20 protein-coding genes are annotated in these 21,069 nt (G+C 37.2%); 8 read left to right on the forward strand and 12 right to left on the reverse strand.

Translation table 11 applies throughout. The features are described from left to right. From dnaX to amvA, 4 genes are all read right to left on the reverse strand, one after another. A partial coding sequence (gene dnaX / locus AC07M3_RS17820; RefSeq protein ID WP_494567916.1) for a DNA polymerase III subunit gamma/tau occupies positions 1 to 1,313 on the reverse strand: 1,313 nt, incomplete at its 3' end. Between the two features lie 122 nt (positions 1,314 to 1,435). Next, positions 1,436 to 2,071, reverse strand: coding sequence for a metalloprotease secretion chaperone CpaB (gene cpaB / locus AC07M3_RS17825; RefSeq protein ID WP_307009156.1), 636 nt, complete (start codon positions 2,069 to 2,071; stop codon positions 1,436 to 1,438). 22 nt (positions 2,072 to 2,093) lie between these two features. Continuing rightward, positions 2,094 to 3,875, reverse strand: a complete 1,782-nt coding sequence (cpaA, locus tag AC07M3_RS17830; protein WP_494567917.1) for a metalloendopeptidase CpaA — start codon at positions 3,873 to 3,875, stop codon at positions 2,094 to 2,096. Positions 3,876 to 4,177: 302 nt separating this feature from the next. Continuing rightward, positions 4,178 to 5,656 (reverse strand): multidrug efflux MFS transporter AmvA, encoded by a 1,479-nt coding sequence (amvA, locus tag AC07M3_RS17835; RefSeq protein ID WP_494567918.1) that lies wholly within the window; start codon positions 5,654 to 5,656, stop codon positions 4,178 to 4,180. A 125-nt stretch (positions 5,657 to 5,781) separates the two neighbouring features. Here amvA and AC07M3_RS17840 point away from each other — a divergent pair, with 125 nt between their 5' ends. Beyond that, positions 5,782 to 6,360 (forward strand): TetR family transcriptional regulator, encoded by a 579-nt coding sequence (locus AC07M3_RS17840; protein ID WP_307009152.1) that lies wholly within the window; start codon positions 5,782 to 5,784, stop codon positions 6,358 to 6,360. A gap of 47 nt (positions 6,361 to 6,407) precedes the next feature. Here the strand turns inward: AC07M3_RS17840 and AC07M3_RS17845 are convergent, their stop codons facing one another. From AC07M3_RS17845 to AC07M3_RS17855, 3 genes are all read right to left on the reverse strand, one after another. Beyond that, complete coding sequence (locus tag AC07M3_RS17845; RefSeq protein ID WP_494567919.1) at positions 6,408 to 7,667, reverse strand: serine hydrolase domain-containing protein; 1,260 nt, start codon at positions 7,665 to 7,667, stop codon at positions 6,408 to 6,410. A 71-nt stretch (positions 7,668 to 7,738) separates the two neighbouring features. Continuing rightward, a complete protein-coding gene (locus AC07M3_RS17850; protein ID WP_494567920.1) occupies positions 7,739 to 8,593 on the reverse strand; it encodes a MaoC family dehydratase in 855 nt (284 codons plus the stop codon). 77 nt (positions 8,594 to 8,670) lie between these two features. After that, positions 8,671 to 10,062, reverse strand: a complete 1,392-nt coding sequence (locus AC07M3_RS17855; protein ID WP_494567921.1) for a 3-oxoacyl-ACP reductase — start codon at positions 10,060 to 10,062, stop codon at positions 8,671 to 8,673. 235 nt (positions 10,063 to 10,297) lie between these two features. On the opposite strand from AC07M3_RS17855, the gene AC07M3_RS17860 reads away from it, so the two are divergent. Beyond that, complete coding sequence (locus AC07M3_RS17860) at positions 10,298 to 11,869, forward strand: acetyl-CoA C-acetyltransferase (RefSeq protein ID WP_494567922.1); 1,572 nt, start codon at positions 10,298 to 10,300, stop codon at positions 11,867 to 11,869. Positions 11,870 to 11,936: 67 nt separating this feature from the next. Here the strand turns inward: AC07M3_RS17860 and aceI are convergent, their stop codons facing one another. Next, the gene (gene aceI, locus AC07M3_RS17865; RefSeq protein ID WP_005039851.1) at positions 11,937 to 12,371 is read right to left on the reverse strand and encodes a chlorhexidine efflux PACE transporter AceI; all 435 of its coding nucleotides are present in this window, start codon (positions 12,369 to 12,371) and stop codon (positions 11,937 to 11,939) included. An 89-nt stretch (positions 12,372 to 12,460) separates the two neighbouring features. On the opposite strand from aceI, the gene aceR reads away from it, so the two are divergent. The 3 genes from aceR to leuE all read left to right on the forward strand — a co-directional run bounded on the left by aceR (position 12,461) and on the right by leuE (position 15,198). Continuing rightward, on the forward strand, positions 12,461 to 13,354 hold the full coding sequence (gene aceR, locus AC07M3_RS17870) for an HTH-type transcriptional regulator AceR (RefSeq protein ID WP_199989757.1): 894 nt from the start codon (positions 12,461 to 12,463) through the stop codon (positions 13,352 to 13,354). Positions 13,355 to 13,484: 130 nt separating this feature from the next. Beyond that, positions 13,485 to 14,474, forward strand: a complete 990-nt coding sequence (gene tal / locus AC07M3_RS17875; RefSeq protein WP_494567923.1) for a transaldolase — start codon at positions 13,485 to 13,487, stop codon at positions 14,472 to 14,474. 73 nt (positions 14,475 to 14,547) lie between these two features. Next, complete coding sequence (gene leuE, locus AC07M3_RS17880; RefSeq protein WP_026056215.1) at positions 14,548 to 15,198, forward strand: leucine efflux protein LeuE; 651 nt, start codon at positions 14,548 to 14,550, stop codon at positions 15,196 to 15,198. A 50-nt stretch (positions 15,199 to 15,248) separates the two neighbouring features. On the opposite strand, the gene AC07M3_RS17885 is transcribed toward leuE, so the two are convergent. Then, positions 15,249 to 15,722: an Lrp/AsnC family transcriptional regulator gene (locus tag AC07M3_RS17885; protein WP_017392157.1), complete on the reverse strand. Its 474-nt coding sequence runs from the start codon at positions 15,720 to 15,722 to the stop codon at positions 15,249 to 15,251. 186 nt (positions 15,723 to 15,908) lie between these two features. Between AC07M3_RS17885 and AC07M3_RS17890 the strand changes: the two genes are divergently transcribed. Further along, on the forward strand, positions 15,909 to 17,084 hold the full coding sequence (locus AC07M3_RS17890; RefSeq protein ID WP_494567924.1) for a benzoate/H(+) symporter BenE family transporter: 1,176 nt from the start codon (positions 15,909 to 15,911) through the stop codon (positions 17,082 to 17,084). A 58-nt stretch (positions 17,085 to 17,142) separates the two neighbouring features. Here AC07M3_RS17890 and AC07M3_RS17895 read toward each other — a convergent pair whose 3' ends face one another. From AC07M3_RS17895 to AC07M3_RS17905, 3 genes are all read right to left on the reverse strand, one after another. Continuing rightward, positions 17,143 to 17,586 carry an RDD family protein gene (locus tag AC07M3_RS17895; protein ID WP_494567925.1) on the reverse strand — a complete coding sequence of 148 codons (444 nt, stop codon included), beginning with the start codon at positions 17,584 to 17,586 and terminating at the stop codon, positions 17,143 to 17,145. A gap of 268 nt (positions 17,587 to 17,854) precedes the next feature. After that, the gene (locus tag AC07M3_RS17900; protein ID WP_494567926.1) at positions 17,855 to 18,028 is read right to left on the reverse strand and encodes a hypothetical protein; all 174 of its coding nucleotides are present in this window, start codon (positions 18,026 to 18,028) and stop codon (positions 17,855 to 17,857) included. Positions 18,029 to 18,203: 175 nt separating this feature from the next. Then, the gene (locus tag AC07M3_RS17905) at positions 18,204 to 18,431 is read right to left on the reverse strand and encodes a hypothetical protein (protein WP_092707156.1); all 228 of its coding nucleotides are present in this window, start codon (positions 18,429 to 18,431) and stop codon (positions 18,204 to 18,206) included. A 290-nt stretch (positions 18,432 to 18,721) separates the two neighbouring features. Between AC07M3_RS17905 and AC07M3_RS17910 the strand changes: the two genes are divergently transcribed. Both AC07M3_RS17910 and AC07M3_RS17915 read left to right on the forward strand, forming a co-directional pair. Then, positions 18,722 to 19,165 carry a universal stress protein gene (locus AC07M3_RS17910; protein ID WP_004643207.1) on the forward strand — a complete coding sequence of 148 codons (444 nt, stop codon included), beginning with the start codon at positions 18,722 to 18,724 and terminating at the stop codon, positions 19,163 to 19,165. A gap of 258 nt (positions 19,166 to 19,423) precedes the next feature. Continuing rightward, positions 19,424 to 21,010: an ATP-binding cassette domain-containing protein gene (locus AC07M3_RS17915; RefSeq protein ID WP_494567927.1), complete on the forward strand. Its 1,587-nt coding sequence runs from the start codon at positions 19,424 to 19,426 to the stop codon at positions 21,008 to 21,010. Positions 21,011 to 21,069 lie beyond the last annotated feature (59 nt).

Below are 21,069 nucleotides of genomic sequence, written 5' to 3' on the forward strand. Positions count from 1 at the left end.
TGAGGTTCAGGTTCAGGTTCAGGTTCAGGTTCAGGTTCAGGTTCAGGTTCAGGTTCAGGTTCAGGTTCAGGTTCAGGTTCAGGTTCAACCATAGCGGGTTGGCTAATAACTTCAACTGGCTGCACAGCACTTACAGGAGCAATCTCTTGGGCTGTTTGTTGAACTTGGGGATTCAACACAACTTGCTGATTTTGTTGAACAGGCTCTGATACCACAATTTCATTTGGCGCTAAAGGACGGAATGCTAATAAGCGTAAAACGCACATTTCAAAACCTTGTTCTTGTGTCACGGCAAGTTGTAGGTCAGATCGTCCTTTACATGCAATTTGGTAATAAAGCTGTAAATCTTGAGCAGAAATCAGCTTAGACAGTTGCATAATTTTGCGATTGATTTCATCGCTATATTTCAAACTCAAATCAGGCAGATATTGCAAAATTGCCAATTCATGCAATGTCGAAATCAACTGATCAAGTACAAGTGAAACATCGAGCGCTTGATGTCTAAATTGTAATAAAAGCTGACTCACTTTTTCACGTTGGTTCTGATGAATCGCTAAAATCAAATCATAAATAATGGTGCGGTCAATTAGACCGAGCATTTCTTTAACATCTTGATGCTGTACAGCACCCTGACCATAGGCAATTGCCTGATCGGTTAAAGATAACGCATCACGCAATGAACCTTGAGCAGACTCGGCAATTTGCCAAATTGCATCTTGGTCAGAAACAATCTGTTCTTTTTCAAGAATAGTGCCAAGATGCTTTGTAATTTCATCGACAGCTAAAGGGCGCAATGTAAATTGCAAACAACGTGAAATAACCGTAATCGGCAGCTTTTGTGGATCAGTCGTTGCAAAAAGGAACTTAACGTGTTCTGGTGGTTCTTCTAATGTTTTTAATAACGCATTAAAGGAATGCGTAGATAACATATGTACTTCGTCAATCAGGTAAACTTTAAAACGACCTTGCGTTGGCGCATAAGGAACGTTGTCTAAAAGTTCACGCGTATCTTCTACTTTTGTTCTTGAAGCAGCATCAATTTCAATCAAATCAATAAAACGGCCTTCGTTTACCGCTTTACAAGTTGCACAGACTTCACATGGTGTAGAGGTCACACCTGTTTCACAGTTTAAACACTTGGCTAAAATACGTGCAATTGTGGTCTTCCCCACACCACGCGTTCCTGTAAATAAATAAGCATGGTGTAGACGACCGCGTTCCAATGCACTGCTTAATGCACGAGAAACATGGTTTTGCCCCACTAACTCATTGAAATTACGTGGACGGTATTTTCTAGCAAGTACTTGATACATGTATGCTCCTTGTTACAGGCATAAGCATACTTTGTTTTTAAAAGAGAGTGAACGCATAAAGCTCATATCCGTACAGATAAACTGCGAACTATACTCTTTTCTCATCTGAACCATTTATTTGACTAAGGGTGATCATGATGTAACTCGTGATCAGTGAATCCGTCATCCATCGTTTGTACCAGCCCAACCCCATCTTTAATTTCAGCCGAATAATTTCCTTTCTCGGTAAAAATTTGCATGATCGTATAGTGGTCTTTTTGACTTTGAGTAATGGTAAAGAAATTCTGATTTGGATCTCCCTGATCAAATTTCCCTGTCCACCGAACAATATCTTGATCAACAGGTTCAATCTCTACAATTTTTCCTGTGCGGTTAATTCCATATTCCAACATTTGAAACTTAACGGTATCCCCCACTTTTTTGAGTTCAATCACGTTTGGATCATACTTAATGACCATACCTTGTCCATTTTTAATCAGTGGAAAATTAACATTAGAAGGCAACTGATCTTTTTCTATCTCATTAAAAACAATTTGTTGCTTAGATAATCTTTCTTTCTCTGACGGACTCAGATTCATTGTATTTTGACGAGCAAAACCATTCTGACTTTCAACTCGCTTTAAGCTAACTTCACTTTTCAGGCTATCTGCAGATGACGTTAAAGCAGAAGAACTTTGCTGTGAAAATGCGAGCCAGATGAGAACTGCTAGCGCTAAACAAGCGATAGCAGTTCCTATTAACAATTTATTTTTTTTCATTATTTATGGCTAAGAATAGAGATTAGTTATATAGAGAAATTTTCTGTGCATTTAGGTTAATAACACTCACCGCATCAATTTTTCCTTCTTCACCCAAACGGACACCATATTTAGGGTTGTATAAGTATGGGCTAGAGTAAAAATTAATATTATTACCACCCATCGCAGTACTTCCTAAAGGATGGGCAAACCCTGAACCAATATTGGTTGAACCATTATGGTACAGGCCAAGATTATGTCCTACCTCATGACGCATCGCAGCAAAAGAACAACCTGCAATATCATTTGCACCAATCATGTTATATGAAGATGCATTAATCCATGCCCAGCCACAACCGCCATCGCCTGGTTCATTACCTTGATAATAGACACCATCAGCCAATACACGTTTACGCTCATTTTGTACGGTCGTGTCATCTCGACCAGTAGAAATCGCTTCTTTTAAAGTGATAGCAGGGATTTTATAAGTTAAATAGCCCACATCTCTTAAGTAAAAACGTGCATTCGAATTTTCAGCAGTTAAATTTGTTAAATTTACACCTTCAATCATTCTCAATTTTGCAGCGCTCTCTCCTAAAATTGAATTTACTTCTGGACTAGAAACCAACAACATATCAATTGTGTAGCTATCTACTGACCAGCCTTGAGCCGTGTAAATAAAACGGCGATTTTCACCATTTTTAATGGTCGAAGACAAACCATTGGCAGCATTAATATAGGTATCAGCCGATGCATTTGACGCAATAACCACCTTATCCCCGACTTGAGCTTTAACTGGTAGTTGTAAGGTTGGCTGCCAATTTGAGGTAGAAAGTTTTACCTTTAAAGCGGGTTGAGTCATATTCGGTAAAGTCGCAGGGATTGTCGCTGTTGAATCAATCACCTTTGTTGGCGAAGAAATCAGCTGCCAATATCCTTTATCACTGACATACATAAACTCATATTGATCGCCAGTTTTAAGGGTTAAGGTTGCTTGGCTATTAATATTGGTATTATTAATTTTTGCAGACCAAGTCGCCGTCGATTTAATAACAATTCTATCCCGATCACTTGCAGTCGCAGGAAGAGTGAAATTGGATACCCAGTTCCCATCCCCAAATGAAACTTCTGTAAGTGGACTATTTACAACTGCTAAAGATGTTCCAATTTGCTGAACATTTAACTTCTGAGGTTTTATATATTCTGGCACCCATTTTCCTAAAGCCGAATAATATTTAAACCAATATTCAGAGCCATTTTTTAATAAAAAACTGCTTGGAAATAGCAAATTTGCTTTATCTATATTGGAATCGGCACTTGCTGTAGAAACAATTTGTACAGTCGTTCCATCGCGTACATCACTTGGTAATGCAATGGTTTGCGCCCATTTGTCATTTTGAATGAGTACTTTTTGTATGGATGCAGTTGTTAACGGTACAACCTCATAGTTAGTACCATTCGTAGGACTCACTGTCGCCAACTGAGCAATCCATTTATTTTGAGCGGTATTAAAGATGAATTGGTAAACATCCCCGCTATTTATCTTCAACACTTCTAACGGAATATTCGTATTAGAAGTATCTAAATAACTACTATAAGCCGCACTAGAGCGAATTGTAATTTTGTCTAAATTATTAGCACTTGCTGGTAAAGAGAGATTTTTGACCCAATTCCCATTTGCTAAAGAAAATTCTAAATCTGAATAACCAGAGGGAATTGATCCACTATTATTATTCTGATTGGGTGAAAGTACAGTTGCGGCATATACAAGTGAAGATGCAACAATTGCTCCAATAATAAATGATGTTTTTAATTTTAAATTCACAGCAGCCTCTTTTATTTGTTTTTAGATTTTTCGAGTAGCAGATTAACAAACCATTTTTTTATAGTCAATTTTCGATCAATTAATTTTTTATTAAATTTCAATTACATGACCACTGAATCATTTTGAAATAAAAATATGAAACTTATTAAATAATAATTTTTTTATGAGAATTACATAACTAAAAACATTCTGAGATGAAGAAAGCTTTATCAATTTATATGTATTTAAAAATTATATTTATAACAAGAAAAAGAGAGAAATTTTTCTCTCTTTTTCCACTACTGTTAAGCTTGTTTAGATCATTAACTCACTTTCTTTGGAAAACTAAACCAGACAAATACAGTTAAAAGGAAGAAACAAATGGCTGAGATTGTAAGTACCCAACTATGTGCATAGCTAAAAGCTTGCTGAGCAACTGCAATTAATTGTCCTCCCAAAGGACTTTCAATGTTAGATGCTAATTGCATGGTTTCACCAATCGAAATACTTGCTTTTTCAATTAAGTTCGTCGGGAGTTCCTCTGGCAAAATAATTGAGCGACTATAAAACCAAGACAACATTAAACCAAAAATAGCGACACCTAAACCAGCACCCAACTCATAGGCCATACCTTCAATCGCACCTGCTGCACTTGCTTTGTTTGATGGTACAGAAGACATAATCGCAGCTGTTGAAGCCAGTAAGGCAATCTCAATGCTAAAACCTAAAAAGACCATACACGTCCATGCTAAAAAGTGATCGGTCGAAAAGTTAAGCTGGGCAAGTCCCCATAGACTAAAGCCACTTATTAAAATCCCAACAGTAGATACAAGTCTAAGTCCCCATTTATTTAAACAGATTCCTGCTAATGGACCACCTAAACTAATTGCAATCATGAATGGAATAATAAACATGGCTGCCTGTAATGGAGAAAAGCCATGCACAAACTGCAATTCTTGAGACAAGAGTAATTCAAAACCAACCAAAGCAATCATTGAAACGACAGCCATAACAATACTGGTAGAAATGACTGGATGTTTAAACAACTCCAAATCAATCATTGGAGTCGTACTTCTTTTTTGGCTACGAATAAAGTGAATTAAAGAACTTACCCCAATCACAAACATCACGACTGTAAGTACTGAGAAGTTATACATGGCCGATTTGATCGAATAGATCAGACTTAAAATCGCCACAACCAACACTAAAGCTTGGCCTAAATTAATTGGCTGGTCGGTTTTCTCTTCCTGCTTAGGGATGATCATGACAATCATGACCAGAACAACCAAAATAATTGGGATATTGATGAGGAATACTGCTCCCCAATGGAAATGCTCTAGTAAAAAACCGCCAACTAATGGACCAAAAGCGGCACCGCCACCACCGACTGTCGACCAAAGGCCAAGTGCAAAATTCCTTTGCTTTTCTTCGGTAAAAGCATTTCGAATTCCCGATAAAGTTGCAGGAATAAGCATAGCTGCCCCTAGCCCTAAAAGAGCACGGGAAGCAATTAAAGCATAGGCTGTTGGTGAAAAAGCAGCTGCCAGTGAACCGACTCCAAAAATTGCAGTTCCAATAAATAATAATTTTTTAAAGCCAATACGGTCACCGAGTGCACCCATCGGCAAAATCAAACCCGCCATAATCAGTGAATAAATATCAATGATCCATAAAAGCTGATTGGCAGTTAAATTCAATGCTGCACTTAAAGATGGTGTTGCAACATGCATCACTGTTGCATCAATTGTAACCGGCAAATAAATAAGGACGATGATCGTCAGGATTAACCATTTCTTTTGCATAACGCTCTTCGATATCCAAAACTTGGACATGTGTTCAAATCATGGTTATTATATACACAATTGGACACTTGTCCAATTTTAAATTTTAATGTAGTTTGTGTCGAATTCAGTCAGGTGAAATAAACATGGCCTATCTTAATCGTGATCAACGCAGAGAAATGATTCTGCAAGCTGCCATGCAAGTTGCCTTGGCTGAAGGTTTTACAGCCATGACAGTACGTAGAATCGCCACAGAAGCCCAAACCTCGACTGGCCAAGTTCATCATCACTTTTCGTCGGCATCTCATTTAAAAGCTGAAGCTTTTTTAAAGCTTATGGAACAGCTGGATGAAATTGAACAAGCTCTACAAACCACTAGCCAATTTCAAAGGCTCTTTATCTTGTTAGGTGCGGAAAACATAGACAGACTTCAACCCTACTTACGATTATGGAATGAAGCTGAACTCTTGATTGAACAAGATATAGAAATACAAAAAGCTTATAACCTGGCCATGCAAAGTTGGCATCAAACGATTGTTCAAGCGATTGAAAATGGCAAAAAAGACGGTGAGTTTAAAACTCTATCTAACTCAACAGACATTGCTTGGCGTTTGATTGCTTTTGTATGCGGTTTAGAAGGAATTTATAAACTTGGATTACAAGGTTTAGCTGAAGAAGACTTTAAGCGCCATACAGAAGCGATGATTCGCTTAGAGTTGTTATAAGCGTTGAGCTGGCATTTATTAAAATACCAGCTTTAAAGATATTGAGTTTAGAACCAGCCTTTTCGACCTTTTAAAATTTGGTCGGTGCAGCGTAAGGCTTCTTGAGTAAGCCCCCACAAACGATAGTCACCAGTTATTGAACCAATCTGAAAGTTATGAGTATAAGCAAAGCTAAGATCACGTTCAGGTTCACACCATGCACCCGAACCATTGTAGCCAATATGCCCAAAACCATTTTTAGCACGCTTACCCATGGTAATGATACGGTGATAACCTAAACGCCAATTCATTGGAATTGGCATAACACGATCACGTGCATAACTTTGGATGGCGCTCAATTCTTTAAATATTTCTGGACGAATGAGTTGTTGTCCATCCCATTCACCGTGATTTGCCAGCATCGCATAAATTTTGGCAAGGCTACTCGCAGTAAATGTTCCGTTTGCTGCCGGAATGACCGCTTGCAGCCCTTCATCACTAAAGAAACTAAAATGCTTCATTCCTTTTGGAATCATAGCATCCTGAAAATCTTGTGGGTCTTGTCCAGTCCACGTAATCATTTTTTCAGAGATTGAACTTTTGCGGGGCTGAGGCTTTTTAGGTTTTTCAACTTGAGTAGATGCTGGTTTTTCTGGCTTTGGTTGAATAATTAGTCGTGCTACACGATCTAACTCACTTGCAGGCGTTCCAAAATAAGCACCATCTAACTGCAACGGTTCAACAAGATATTTTTGCATGAGCTGATGTAAAGATTGACCAGTTGCTTTTTCAAGCACGCCGCCCACAAGCCAACCAAATGTTAAAGCTTGATAAGCATTACCCTCTCCAGCAACGAATCTTGGCTTAGTCGCCGCAACCACATCTAACATGTGTGACCAGTCGAGCATTTCTCTCGCACTTTCGATGGTATTTCGAATATCAAACATGCCGCTTTGATGGCTCAGCATATGACGCAATGTCATTTGCTCTTTACCATTTTGAGCAAACTCAGGCCAATAAGTCGAAATCGGTTTGTCGTATTCTAAAAAACCCTCACTTACTAAAATGTGAGCTAAAGTCGCAAGTATACCTTTACCTGTAGAGTAGCAAACTGCCAAGGTATCTGGTTGCCAAGCTTCAGTTTGTGATTTTAGACCGGTGTAGATATCGACAACTTTCTGACCTCTAAAATAAACCGCTAATGCAGCTCCACCTTGTCCCGTTCTGGCATCTTGAAGGCGGCTAAACTGGTGAGCTAAATCAATAAAACGTTCATCTAAAATACCGTGATAGTTTTGGGTATCGGCCAGTAAAATCTCTTTAATCACATGAAGTTCCTTGCATTTTTTGTTATTTTGCTCAAAAGCAGCCCAAACACCTGTTCAGGCTGCTGATATTTTTATAATGCTTTTACAGTTCCTGCAACATGTGGTTTTTGTGATTTCGTATTACGAATCAAGAAATCAGTCTTTTTGTCTGCATTGGCAGTTAAAAACTCAACTTTTGAAGGTAAGAACATTGGCAGCTTAAACCACACATCTGCTTCATAGGCATTTGGTAATTCAAGGTTCGCTAGTGCTTTAGCTTTGCTCCACATGCCATGTGCAATTGCTTGCTTAAAGCCAAATGCTTTCGCAGTAAGGGCATGGATGTGAATTAAGTTGAAATCGCCTGACACTTTCGCATAACGGCGGCCTGTGTTTTCTAAAATATCCCACTGGGCCTTTGGCACATAAGCTGGTACTTGTTCTTCTTTGGCTTTTTCGCTGACTCTTTTCTCGACTTTTTGACGAGATAAATAAGTCGTTAAGCCTTCCATAACTACTTCGTTGCCAACTTTTGCCGTGGTAATAAAGTCAAACTGAACACCTTTATCATGCGGTTTTAATTCCCCAAACTTACATGACAGAGTGAGTTTTTCAGTTACACCAATCGGTCTGGTTTGTTTAATCTGGTTACGAATATGGACTAAACCTAAAATCGGAAATGGAAAAGCTTCTGCCGTCATCATGTGCATTTGCAAACTTTGCGACAACACAGCCAAATAAATCGCAGGTACAAAGCCATTATTTTTAAAGCCGCATACTTCGTTATAAGCTTTGAGATGACTTTGATCAATCTCAAGACTATCAACCACATATTCAACTTGCGGCAAGATTTTTGGCCCTTTAGCCTTTTTAAAGATTAAACCTTGCACAACTTTTGGATAAGCCAATGCCGCTTTTGGTAGCTGGCTAAAATGACGAGTATTCATACCTAACCTTTTATAATTTATAGATTCTTGAATAAAAAAGGGATGCCCAAGCACCCCTTATCTTTAGCTCAGAGTGCTTAAGCGCCTAACAAGCTTTGGCCACACACACGTACCACGTTGCCATTTACACCTGTAGAAGCAGTTGATGCAAACCATGCAATCGTTTCTGCTACATCAACAGGTAAACCGCCTTGTTGCATTGAGTTCATACGGCGACCAGCTTCACGAATTGCAAATGGAATCGCAGCAGTCATTTGTGTCTCAATAAAACCAGGTGCTACTGCATTAATGGTAATACCATTTTTTAGAATAGGTGCAGTAAATTTAACTAAACCAATCACACCTGCTTTAGATGCAGCATAGTTCGTTTGACCAAGGTTACCTGCAATACCACTAATTGATGATACGCAAACAATACGGCCATTTGCATTTAGACCATCGTTTTCTAACAAGTAGTCATTTACACGTTCAGCAGCAGACAAGTTAATGTTAATCACTAAATCCCAAAGCTCAGGCTTCATGTTTGCCAAAGTCTTGTCACGAGTAATACCCGCGTTATGAACGATAATATCTAAACCGCCTTGCTTTGCCGCAGCAGCTTTAATTTTTTCACCTGCATCAGCAGCTGTAATATCAATTGCCAATGTAGAACCGCCAATGTCCGCAGCTACACGGTCAAGGTCAGCTTGCTGCTGAGGTACATCTAGACAAATGACATGAGCGCCATCACGCGCCAATACATGTGCAATTGCCTCACCAATACCACGGCTTGCACCTGTTACTAACGCAGTTTTACCAGCAAGCGGTTTTGCCCAATCAACATCAACGACATCTGCTTTAGAAATACGAACAACTTGACCAGATACATAAGCTGAACGCGGAGAAAGCAAGAAGCGTAAAGTTGATTCAAGGTTTGCAGCAGCACCTTCATCTACATAGACAACTTGTGCAGTAATACCCTTTTTAAATTCTTTACCTACAGATTTGATAAAACCTTCAAGAGCGCGCTGAGCAATCGCCTGTTTTACAGTTTTTGCAGTTTCAGGTGTTGTACCAATCACAATAACTCGACCAGAAGTCGCAACTTGACGTGCAATCGGGTTAAAGAATTTATAAAGCTCATTTAACTGTTCTGAGTTTTGGATACCAGAAGCATCAAATACTACTGCTTTGAATTTTGATTCTTTGTCGCCTGCATTGAATGGGCGTAAATTTAAACCAACTTTTGCAGCGTCTTGTTGTAATGCAACATTATTGCCTACATAACTATCTGCATGAATATTGCTAAGTACTTGTGCAATAGCACCAGACAATACACTTGACGGCGCCGCGCCAACCAATACTGCACCATTCACTACTGGCTGAGCACTTTCAAAACGCTCTAATGCAACTGGTGATGGTAAACCCAGATTTTTAACAACGAATTTACCAATAGGAGATTGTGTAAATGCTTGGTATTGATCAGTCATGATTATTATCTCTCAAAGAAATGAATTTTCTACGACAGGCTTCATTATGTTATGAGATGGACAGAAACAATATGAAATCAGTCGTTCATTAGAGTTACTCCAAATCATACTTGAGTTCATCTTTGGATGTCTTGACCTGAATGCTATCTACAATGTCATTCTAGTCAATACAGGTCTATTTGAATTGTGTTAATGTAGCTTATAAGAATATCGTTAATATGCTTGGAAAAGCCTTATGAGCAAGACAACTCAAGAAAATCCAGCAGTCGAGAATTCTGCTCAGGAAAAAGTGTCAAATACATCAAAGCCGGCTTCTAACACGGCTAAGCGTAACAGCACAACTCCTAAAGCAGCAACTAATACTCCAAAAACGACACGTACTCGTTCAACGACTGCATCTGCACGAAGCCCTCGTAATAAGAGCGCTGCTTCTGCACCCCCATCTACATCTTCTAATAATGTAGCTGCAGCACCAAAAGCAACAAAAACCAAAACTTCTGTTCAACAGGATAAAACCATGAGCCAAAATACTGTTCGCCGCGTTGCAATTATTGGTGGCAACCGCATTCCATTTGCACGTTCAAATACTGCTTATTTTAAAGCATCGAATTCTGACATGCTGACAGCAGCATTGAATGGTTTGGTTGAGCGCTTTAACTTACAAGGTAAGCGTATTGGTGAAGTCGTTGCTGGTGCTGTTTTAAAACACAGCCGTGACTTTAATATGACTCGTGAAGTTGTATTGAGCACTGATCTTGCTCCTGAAACTCCTGCTTACGACATTCAAATTGCTTGTGGTACAGGTTTACAAGCTGCTTTTGTTGTTGCTAACAAAATTGCGCTTGGTCAAATTGATGTCGGTATTGCAGGCGGTGTAGACACCACTTCTGATGCCCCAATCGCTGTTGGTGATGGCTTACGTAAAGTTTTACTTGAGCTCAATGTTGCTAAAACAGGTAAAGACCGTCTTAAAGCATTAACAAAAATTGATTTTAAAAAGCTTCTTGATGCGCCAAGCAATGGTGAACCACGTACTGGCCTTTCAATGGGTGAGCACCAAGCAATTACTGCATTAGAATGGGGTATTACTCGCGAAGCTCAAGACGAACTCGCTGCAAGCAGCCATCAAAAACTTGCTGCTGCTTATGAGCGCGGTTTCTTTGATGACTTGATCACTCCATTCTTAGGTCTTAACCGTGACAATAACCTACGTGCAGACAGCACAGTTGAAAAACTTGCTAAATTAAAGCCTGTTTTCGGTAAAGGCGAAACTGCAACAATGACAGCGGGTAACTCAACTCCATTGACTGATGGTGCATCTGTTGTATTACTTGCTTCTGAAGAATGGGCAAAAGAAAACGGTCATGAAGTTTTAGCTTACCTTTCTTTCTCAGAAACCGCTGCTGTTGACTTCATTGGTAAAAATGGTCCTAAAGAAGGCTTATTGATGGCTCCTGCTTATGCAGTACCTCGTATGCTTAAGCGTGCAAACCTTAAACTTCAAGATTTTGATTTCTACGAAATCCATGAAGCATTTGCATCTCAAGTATTGTCTACCCTTAAAGCATGGGAAGACGAAAAATTCTGTAAAGAACGTCTTGGCTTAGATGCACCTTTAGGTTCAATTGACCGCTCTAAACTTAACGTAAATGGTTCATCTTTAGGTGCAGGCCATCCATTTGCTGCAACTGGTGGTCGTATCTTGGCAACTGCTGCTAAATTGATTAATCAAAAAGGTTCAGGCCGCGCATTAATCTCTATCTGTACTGCTGGCGGTGAAGGTGTAGTTGCAATTGTAGAGAAATAATTTCTACATCTAACTACAAAAAATAAGCACCCATTTGGGTGCTTATTTCATTTTAGGATTTATAAATTTAGTGCAGTGAGGCAGCTTTTGCTTCAGGGAAAAACTTATCTTCGATATGGTCATAACACCATTGGAAAATGAAGGTATAGACCAAAATACATAAGGTTAAACCAATATCTAAAATAAGCGCATCAATGACACTCATCTGTAGCATATAAGCAATCATTGGCACTGTTGCAATAAGCAAACCGCCTTCAAAACCAACCGCATGTAAAATCCGTACAGGGATTGTTCTTTCCCAATTATATTTATGCTCTACTTTTTCAAAGTAGTGATTAAAAATCATATTCCAGAAAACTGAAACCACTGCCATAAACACACCGAGTGTTCCGGTTACGTCCATAGGCATATCAAAAATAAAACTTAATGCAATCGCAATGATGACCAATAAAATTCCTTCATAACTGATTGCATGAATGAGCCTTCTCTTGGAAATCAACATTTTTAAATACTCAATAATACTTGGATAATGTGCATTTTATTTTTATAATATTGATTAATCCAATCAGGTTCTTTCAGTTTTTTTGACAGATGAATATTAATCAAGAACAATTACTCATGTTTCAGGCCGTTATAGAAACTGGATCCTTTTCAGCAGCAGCACGTAAACTTGGAAAAGTTCCTTCGGCTGTAAGCATGTCTATTGCCAACTTAGAAATTGATTTGGACTTAACCTTATTTGATCGTAAAGGTCGTGAGCCTGTCCCTACTGACGAAGCACGGGTCTTATATGAAAAGACTTCTCAGCTTTTGATTGAGATGAATCAATGGAAACAACATGCACATGCATTAAGCACAGGGTTAGAAGCTAACTTAACCATTGTGATTGTGTCTGAACTCTTACATACCAACTGGACCGACTATATTTGCCTGCTAGAGAGTCGTTTCCCTGACCTGCAAATTAATATTGTTTCTGCACCCCAAGAAGATGCCTTACAAATGTTGTTAGATGGGTCTGCCCAACTTGCACTTATGTTTGAACGTGAGCATCTAGATAACAGAGAACAATTCGTAGAGCTCAAACGTGAGGCTTTAATTCCCGTTATTTCAAAAGATCATCCACTTGCAAGCCAAAATCAAGTTTCTTATGAGCAAATTCTCACTACACGACAAATTGTAGTGGCAAGTCGAGATGAAACATTAAAACCTGAATTGTTGTTTTCAAAACATTACTGGCGTACAGATAACCACCACTCTGCTTGCTTAATGATTTTACGTGATCTGGGCTGGGGTGTTCTTCCTCAAGAAATGTTTAAAGAAAACCCTGAACTAAAAAACAAGCTTAAAATACTGAATTTATTAGATTTCACTCCAAGATTTGAATATTACGTAGATTTGGTATGGAGTCGTGAAAGTGAGCTTGGTGCCGCTGCCAGATTTCTTATTGAACATATCCGTAAGCAACGAACGCAACAGGTCCCTTAAAATTATTTCAATTTAGATGCAGAATCTAAACGTTTTTCTTTGAAATATAACAATTGATATATCGACAGTATGAATAGACTTTGTGCTATAAAGAAAATATAAGATTTATTACTGAAGATGTTGAATATCAATGACTCATACAGCACTTGACCAATTAAAAACACTAACGACCGTTGTTGCCGACAGTAGCGACCTTGATGCAATTCGTAAATTTCGTCCATTAGACGCGACGACTAATCCTTCATTGATTACGGCAGCAGCAGAACAACCAGAAAGTAAAGAACTCATTGAAGATGCTTATTATCAAGCCAAAGAAGAAGGCTATAGCAACGATGAATTAATCGAAAGAACCATTGATATTTTAACCGTAAAATTTGGTGTAGAAATTTTAAAACTGATTGAAGGTCGGGTTTCGACTGAAGTTGATGCTGCCCTTTCATATAACACCGAAGCGACCATTCAAAAAGCGCATGAATTATGTGAACTTTACAAAGGTTACGGCATTGATCAGTCACGTATTCTTATTAAAATTGCGTCGACTTGGGAAGGTATTCAAGCTGCAAAAGTACTCGAAGCTGAAGGGATTGCTTGTAACCTCACTCTGCTTTTCGGATTACATCAAGCTCAAGCATGCGCAGATGCAAAAGTAACTTTAATTTCACCATTTGTAGGCCGTATCTTGGACTGGTACAAAAAAGCTGAAGGTGTAGATTCTTACCCAATCGAAAAAGACCCAGGTGTCGTTTCAGTTAAAAAAATCTATACCTATTACAAACAGCAAAATATCCCGACTCAAGTAATGGGTGCGAGCTTCCGTAGTATCGATCAGGTTCTTGGACTTGCTGGCTGTGATTTACTAACGATCTCTCCGGGCTTACTTACCCAGCTTGAGCAAGATACACGTACAGTTGATGCAGCTCTTGATGCAACTAAATCAAAACAAGCAGATGCTATTGTTAGACCCGCTCAAAATGAACAAAGTTTTAAAGATGAACTTAATCATGACTTAATGGCATTCCAACTTTTACAAGGTGGTGTTGATGGCTTTATTAAAGCTCGTGACCAATTAAGTTTTTTATTACGTCAATCTTTTGGAATTGATGCAGAAATTAAACCTTAAAAAACTGCACTTTTCATACAAAATCACCGATTTTTGTTATCATGGCAAAAATCGGTTTTTTATTGGGTTTCTCGTGTTCGGCATAACAGATTTAACAACATATATTATTGGTACATTCCTAATTGTGTTATTGCCGGGGCCCAATTCTCTCTATGTGATGTCAATTGCTTCACGTTATGGCATTAAAACTGGATATATGGGTGCATTAGGTATTTTTACCGGTGATCTCATTTTAATGCTTTGTACCGTATTAGGTGCAGCCTCTTTATTAAAAGCATTCCCATGGGTATTTGTTACTCTTAAATTAACAGGTGCACTTTATCTATCTTATCTAGGCTTTAAGCTCTTACAAGGTAGTATTCAACGCTGGAAACAACGTAATCAACCAAAACCTGAAATGGCTGATTTACCAGCTTTAGATAAAATTCATCCTTATAAAACAGCATTAAGTATTAGTTTACTCAACCCGAAAGCGATTTTATTTTTCTTATCTTTCTTTGTTCAATTTGTTGAACCTGATTATGCCTACCCAGCACTAAGCTTTTTAATTTTAGCGATTATTTTACAGGTGATTAGCTTTAGTTATTTAACTGCATTAATCTTCTCTGGAATTAAACTTTCAGCATTTTTTAAACAGAACCATAAAATTGCAGCAAGTAGTATTTTTTTAGTAGGGATTTTATTTTTCGGATTCGGTTTAAAACTGGCAACCTCAACAATCTAATCATCTTTATCCTAGTTTTTGCATTTGTGAAGTTAAAACATAATGAACTGCTAAAATGCCAGCATGCCATCTGTTTTAACTTCATTGAGCACAAAAAATGTTCTGACTTGTCTTACTCCCGGTAAAGCAATAATTTTTTCACTATGAAATCGGTTAAAAGCAGCTAAATCTTTAACACGAATTTTTAGAAAATAATCGACTTCTCCAGCAACCAGATAGCATTCTAGAACATTCTCCAAATCACCTGCCGCCTGTTCAAATGCCTGAAAGCTATCAGGCGTTGAACGGTCCAAAACTACACCGACTAGCACCACCGTATCACGCTGCACCATACTCGGATTGATCCGAGCACGCACATCTAGAATTGCCCCAATTCTAAAAAGACGCTGTGTATGATTCCAACAAGATGAAGTACTTATACCTACCAGTTTAGCCAGTTCAGCATTACTTAAGCGCCCATTTTCTTGTAATGCACGCATAATTTTCAATTCAAGTGGTGACAAATTTTCAGCTTGTTCATCCATAAAACAATATCCCAAATTTAGTATTATTTACGAAAGGAATAATAGCATTATTCAATATTTTGAAAATATTATTTCTATTTTAAGTAAAAAATAGAAAGCACCTTCTTAAAAAAAATTGTTAGATTTACCTAGCTGAAAGCAAAGACAGAAACATATTAATTTTTCAGGGATTTAGAACATTTAGCTATGCAAAAGATTCTTCAAGATTTTTCAATTCCAGCCGTATTTGCTGGCTTTATTACCTTTTTAATAGGTATTAGTGTTTCAGCCATTTTAGTGATTCAGGCGGCTCAAGCTTTAGGTGCTTCATCCGCGCAAATCACCTCATGGTTTTGGGCTTTAGGCTTAGGTATTGGTTTATCTGGATTCATACTTTCTTGGAAATTTAAATATCCTGTAGCGACAGCATGGTCAACCGCTGGCCTCGCTTTAATTATGGCAACCGGCAGTGGCTATAGCTTAAATGAAGCCATTGGTGCTTTTTTAGTTGGGGGTTTACTGACTGCTATTTTAGGCTTTTCAGGTATATTTCAAAAAGCACTTTCATATATTCCTCAAAGCTTAACCAGTGCCATGCTTGCAGGTGTTTTACTCAAATTTGGTATTTCCCTGTTCGCCAGTTTGCAAAATGATTGGGAATTCGTTTTATCTTTACTCGCCATTTATATAATTACAAAAAGATTATGGCCGCGTTATAGCATTGTATTCACAGCACTTGCAGGTATTGCCCTGTGCCCTGTCTTTTTAGAATTTCATATGCCTACACTTCAGTGGTCTTTGGCTAAACCTGTTTGGATTAGTCCTGAATTTACCTGGTCAGCACTTTTGGGCTTAGCTCTGCCACTTTTTGTGATTAGCATGGCTTCGCAATATTTACCCGGAATTGCCATGATCAAAAGTTATGGCTATAAACCGCATGTTAATCAACTGATTGGCTGGACGGGTTTAACCCAAGTTGTGCTTGCACCTTTTGGTTGTTATAGCGTCAATATTGCTGCGATTAGTGCGGCTGTAAGCTTAGACGATCAAGTCCACCCTGACCCAAGTAAACGATATATTGCAGGCATGAGCTGTGGTTTTTTCTATGTATTAATGGGCTTGTTTGCCGCAACATTGACAAGTTTGTTAATGTCTTTTCCACATATCTTTATTGTAGCTTTAGCTGGCATTGCATTATTTGGTACGATCAGCCACAACATTGCAATCGCATTTGCTCAGGTTGAAGATCGTGAAGCGGCATTATTTACCTTTTTATGTAGTGCTTCGGGCATTCAATTTTTCGGTATTGGATCAGCCTTTTGGGGACTTATTGTAGGTGTTGTTGTATATTTTATTTTAAAACTTAAAGTTAAAAAAAGTTAATAAAAAAGCGTTCATAGTCCCTATTATCAATACTATGAACGCTTTTCTATTTTATTTTTTATAGTTCTCGCACTACAACTGACTTCGCCATTTTGTCATGCCAGCCTTGTTTTTTAGCATCAAATGCAACCCAAAAAAGACCAATACCAAAGACTAAAATTGATGGAATATAGCCAATATATCGAATAATACTCTGCATGACTGTTAGCTTATTGCCTGTTTTTTCATCTAAAACTTTTAATCGCATCAATCGTTTCCCTGGTGTACCTGCAAAATACAGCCAACATAAAACTGAATACAATAAAGGAAATGCATAGTTCACGATTAAATCGAACCAATAATTTTGTGGTTTCGTACTTAAGCCCGTGGCAAAGACTAAATCATAATCCCCCTGATAAAAAATCCATGCCGCAGGAATAATTGCCAAAAAAAGAATAAGAGTATCAATAATCATTGCACCAAATCTTAACCAGAACCCTGCATACTCATACTTATAAGTCATGCTCACCTCGCTTTGTTATTGTTTAATCGATACAAACGCTTTTACAATTTTACTTTTATCCTAAATGAAACTTTTTTATTTTTAAATACTTAAATAAATTTAAAATTTTCCGCTTTTATATTTTATTGTAATAATTTTGATCAAAAAATATTTTTAGTTGAATATAAATTAATATGTGCAATATTTAATCTTTTTAGAACTGACATATGTTATGTCAGTTATAGTCAAATAATTTATAAGCAATTTAGATTACAAACATATATTATATTTATCTCCAAAATAAAATATCTAATTTAAATTCTTTTTTTAATAACCATGCTGCAAATAGTAGAGCTAATCCAATAACAATTAAAAAAACACTTAAACTGACTAATCCATAAATGATGGCAACAGTGCCTAATATAGCTAAAAAATAAAATATAATTACACTGATTGTTGGCATTTCAATTTATTCCACTACTTAAAATAAAAGCAATTTATTCTATCGAGTTTATAAACGATTGCTGTTTTCAAATGTTGGTTACACTATTAATTTGTTTCATCATACAATAATCATGTTATTAAACTTATTTAGTGTTATTTTACTTTAATAAGCAGTGATGTATTTCACATAAATTTTATTTGATTTCAAAGTAATGCTTTTCAGTCACAAGTTTAATTTTTAAATTTTTATATAACCGCTCTTTTGAATCTTCGAGCGACGGAACAACTTTCTCGGCAAATTTATCTTCAGTCATGAGTCTGGCATACGTTTTATAACCAACGACTAATTTTTCGGGTTCTTTACCTGTTTGACGAAACTCTTCAATGAGTTTATTGATTTTCTTTGCTGTTAAATCAGCCATCTTCATCACTCTCCCCTTAGTTTACTATTTTGTTATACGTTTTCTATATGACAGAAATATGAACAGTAATTTTTTGTAATTTTCATGTAAATATTATCAATTATTCAGCAATAGCTCTTAAACTCCATCACAATCAATATAAGAATAAACATAAGCAAATGATTTAAAATAATTTTATTTAATTTCCCTTTCCTTTAGTCGAATAGATGTTTACCGAGAATGAAATATGTTAATCTTTAATTAATAAATGCTTCATACATATAACAACTGTAAATAAGAGGAATAACATTATGAATTACCAACATATTATTGTACCTGTCGATGGTTCTGAAATTTCTTTAGCAGCAGCAAGACAAGCAGCTCATATTGCAAAGGCATTTGGGAGTAAATTGACCGCTATTAGCTTAGTTGCGGTAGATCCTTTTAGCGGCGTAGATTTTTATTACATCTCACCTGTTGTAAAAGATTATTTTGTTGAAGCGCGTGCCAATGCAGAAAAAACTCTCGCAAAAGTAAAAGCTTTATGCGCCGAAGAAGGTATTGATGCCGAAACTCAAATTATCCAAGGTGAAATTTCTTCAGATGGTATCTTAAAAGCTGTAGAAGGCTTAGGTTCCGATTTGATTGTAATTGGTTCTCATGGTCGCAAAGGCTTCCAAAAACTTATTTTGGGTAGTTTTGCTCAAGATGTTTTAAACAGTACCAAAATTCAGGTATTGGTTGTAAAAGAATAAACTTTTTTAGATGCAAAAAACCCAATCCAATGATTGGGTTTTTTAATAAAATAGATTGTATAAATTTTACACTAATCAAAAACCCAGATAGAATGGTTTCTTATTCTTTCAATTTCGTGAGTCACGCCAATGAAGTAAGTCTTTTTTCTCATCATTTTTTCTTTTTTTGATGTGCAAAATAGACTATTTTTGTGATTTAACGTCTCTGCTTAAAACTGCTTTTTCCTATTTTGTACATCCTGTATTTATGAGGTTTTTATGACTCAGCAGGCATGTGTAATATCACAGCTGACTTTAGAGTTTCCATCTAAAGTCATGTTTAAACAACTAAATTTTAGCCTTGAATCGAATCAGGTGTCTGCCTTAATTGGCCGTAATGGTCAAGGTAAATCTTTGCTTATGCAAATGTTAAATCAGACGCTTAAAGCAGATTCAATTCTTACATCTGGACAAATATCTTGGCATGTAAAACATGCTTATTTACCTCAACTACATCGGTTAACGGGACTGACCATAGCTGAAGCATTAGATATCTTAGACATTTATCAAGCTTTTAAAAGAGTTGAGCAAGGCGATGCCAACTTCGATGATTATGATTTGTTAGAAGGTAAATGGGACCTCCCCACCTTATGGAATAATTTATTGGAGTCTGCGGGTTTACCAACAGATTTAGACTTTCCAGTTAAAAACTTAAGTGAAGGCCAAAAAACAAAATTGGCTTTAAGCTGTTTATTTTTAAAATCAGATCATTACTTACTTCTTGATGAACCTAGCAATCATTTAGATCAAGACTCTAGAAAATGGTTAATTGACCACTTAAGAAAACACCCAGCAGGCGCTTTAATTATTAGCCATGACCGGACTTTGTTGAATGAAGTAGACCATATTTATCATTTAAATGAACATGGTCTACATCACACAACTGGAAACTATGAGAAATTTGATGAGCAATATCAAACTCATGTTGCAGCTTTAGAGCAATCTGTTCAACAAAACCAACGCGACGTTAAACACATGAAGCAAAAGCAACATGATGTATTAATGAAAGCTCAAAAACGTGAACGTGCTGGCAATAAATTACGTGAATCAAATTCTCAAGCCAAAATTCTGCTCGATTTTAAAAAGGAACAAGCGGGCCAAAGTATTGCGGCTATACAGTCTCAACACCAACGACAAATTTCAAATAGTCAAAATGATTTAAAAGACAAAAAACTGCGTCTTGAAACCGTCAAGCCACAACAGTTTGTCTTCCCCACTTTTCATAAAAAATCTGGAGAAATTCTTCGAATTAAAAAACTCAAACTGAAATATGGAACTCAACAACCCATAGATTTAGCTGTACAAGCAGCCCAAAAAATTCACATAACAGGTCAAAATGGTATTGGAAAGTCAACGCTGCTTAAAGCAATCAATGCACAGAAGAATCAGCCCTGTGACAGCATTCAATTATTTGTAGAGTGTTTTTATCTAGATCAAAACTTTAGCTTTTTATGTGATGACATGACTGTTACTGAGAACCTAACTCACATGAATAGCGACGTTTCAGAATTGGAATGGAGAAATTTATTAGGCCAACTTCGAATTCGCGGTGATAAAGGTATCCAACTATTATCTCAGCTAAGTGGTGGTGAAAAACTCAAAGTAGCTTTATTAGCGCTTAGCCAGATAGAACCTACACCTGAACTCCTGTTATTAGATGAACCCGAAAATCATTTAGATATTGAATCTAGAGAATTATTAGCTAGTGCTATTCAGAGCTATAAAGGTGCTGTATTACTAGTTTCACATGATCAAATGTTTGTTGAAAGTTGTAGCATTTACGAGTCATTTTCTTTAACCGAATAGTGACTATCTCTATCATTTTTCAAATTTACTAGCTCTCATGTGAAAGCTAGTAAATTTTA

It is taken from the genome of Acinetobacter sp. GW821-FHT09D10 (genome assembly GCF_059416285.1).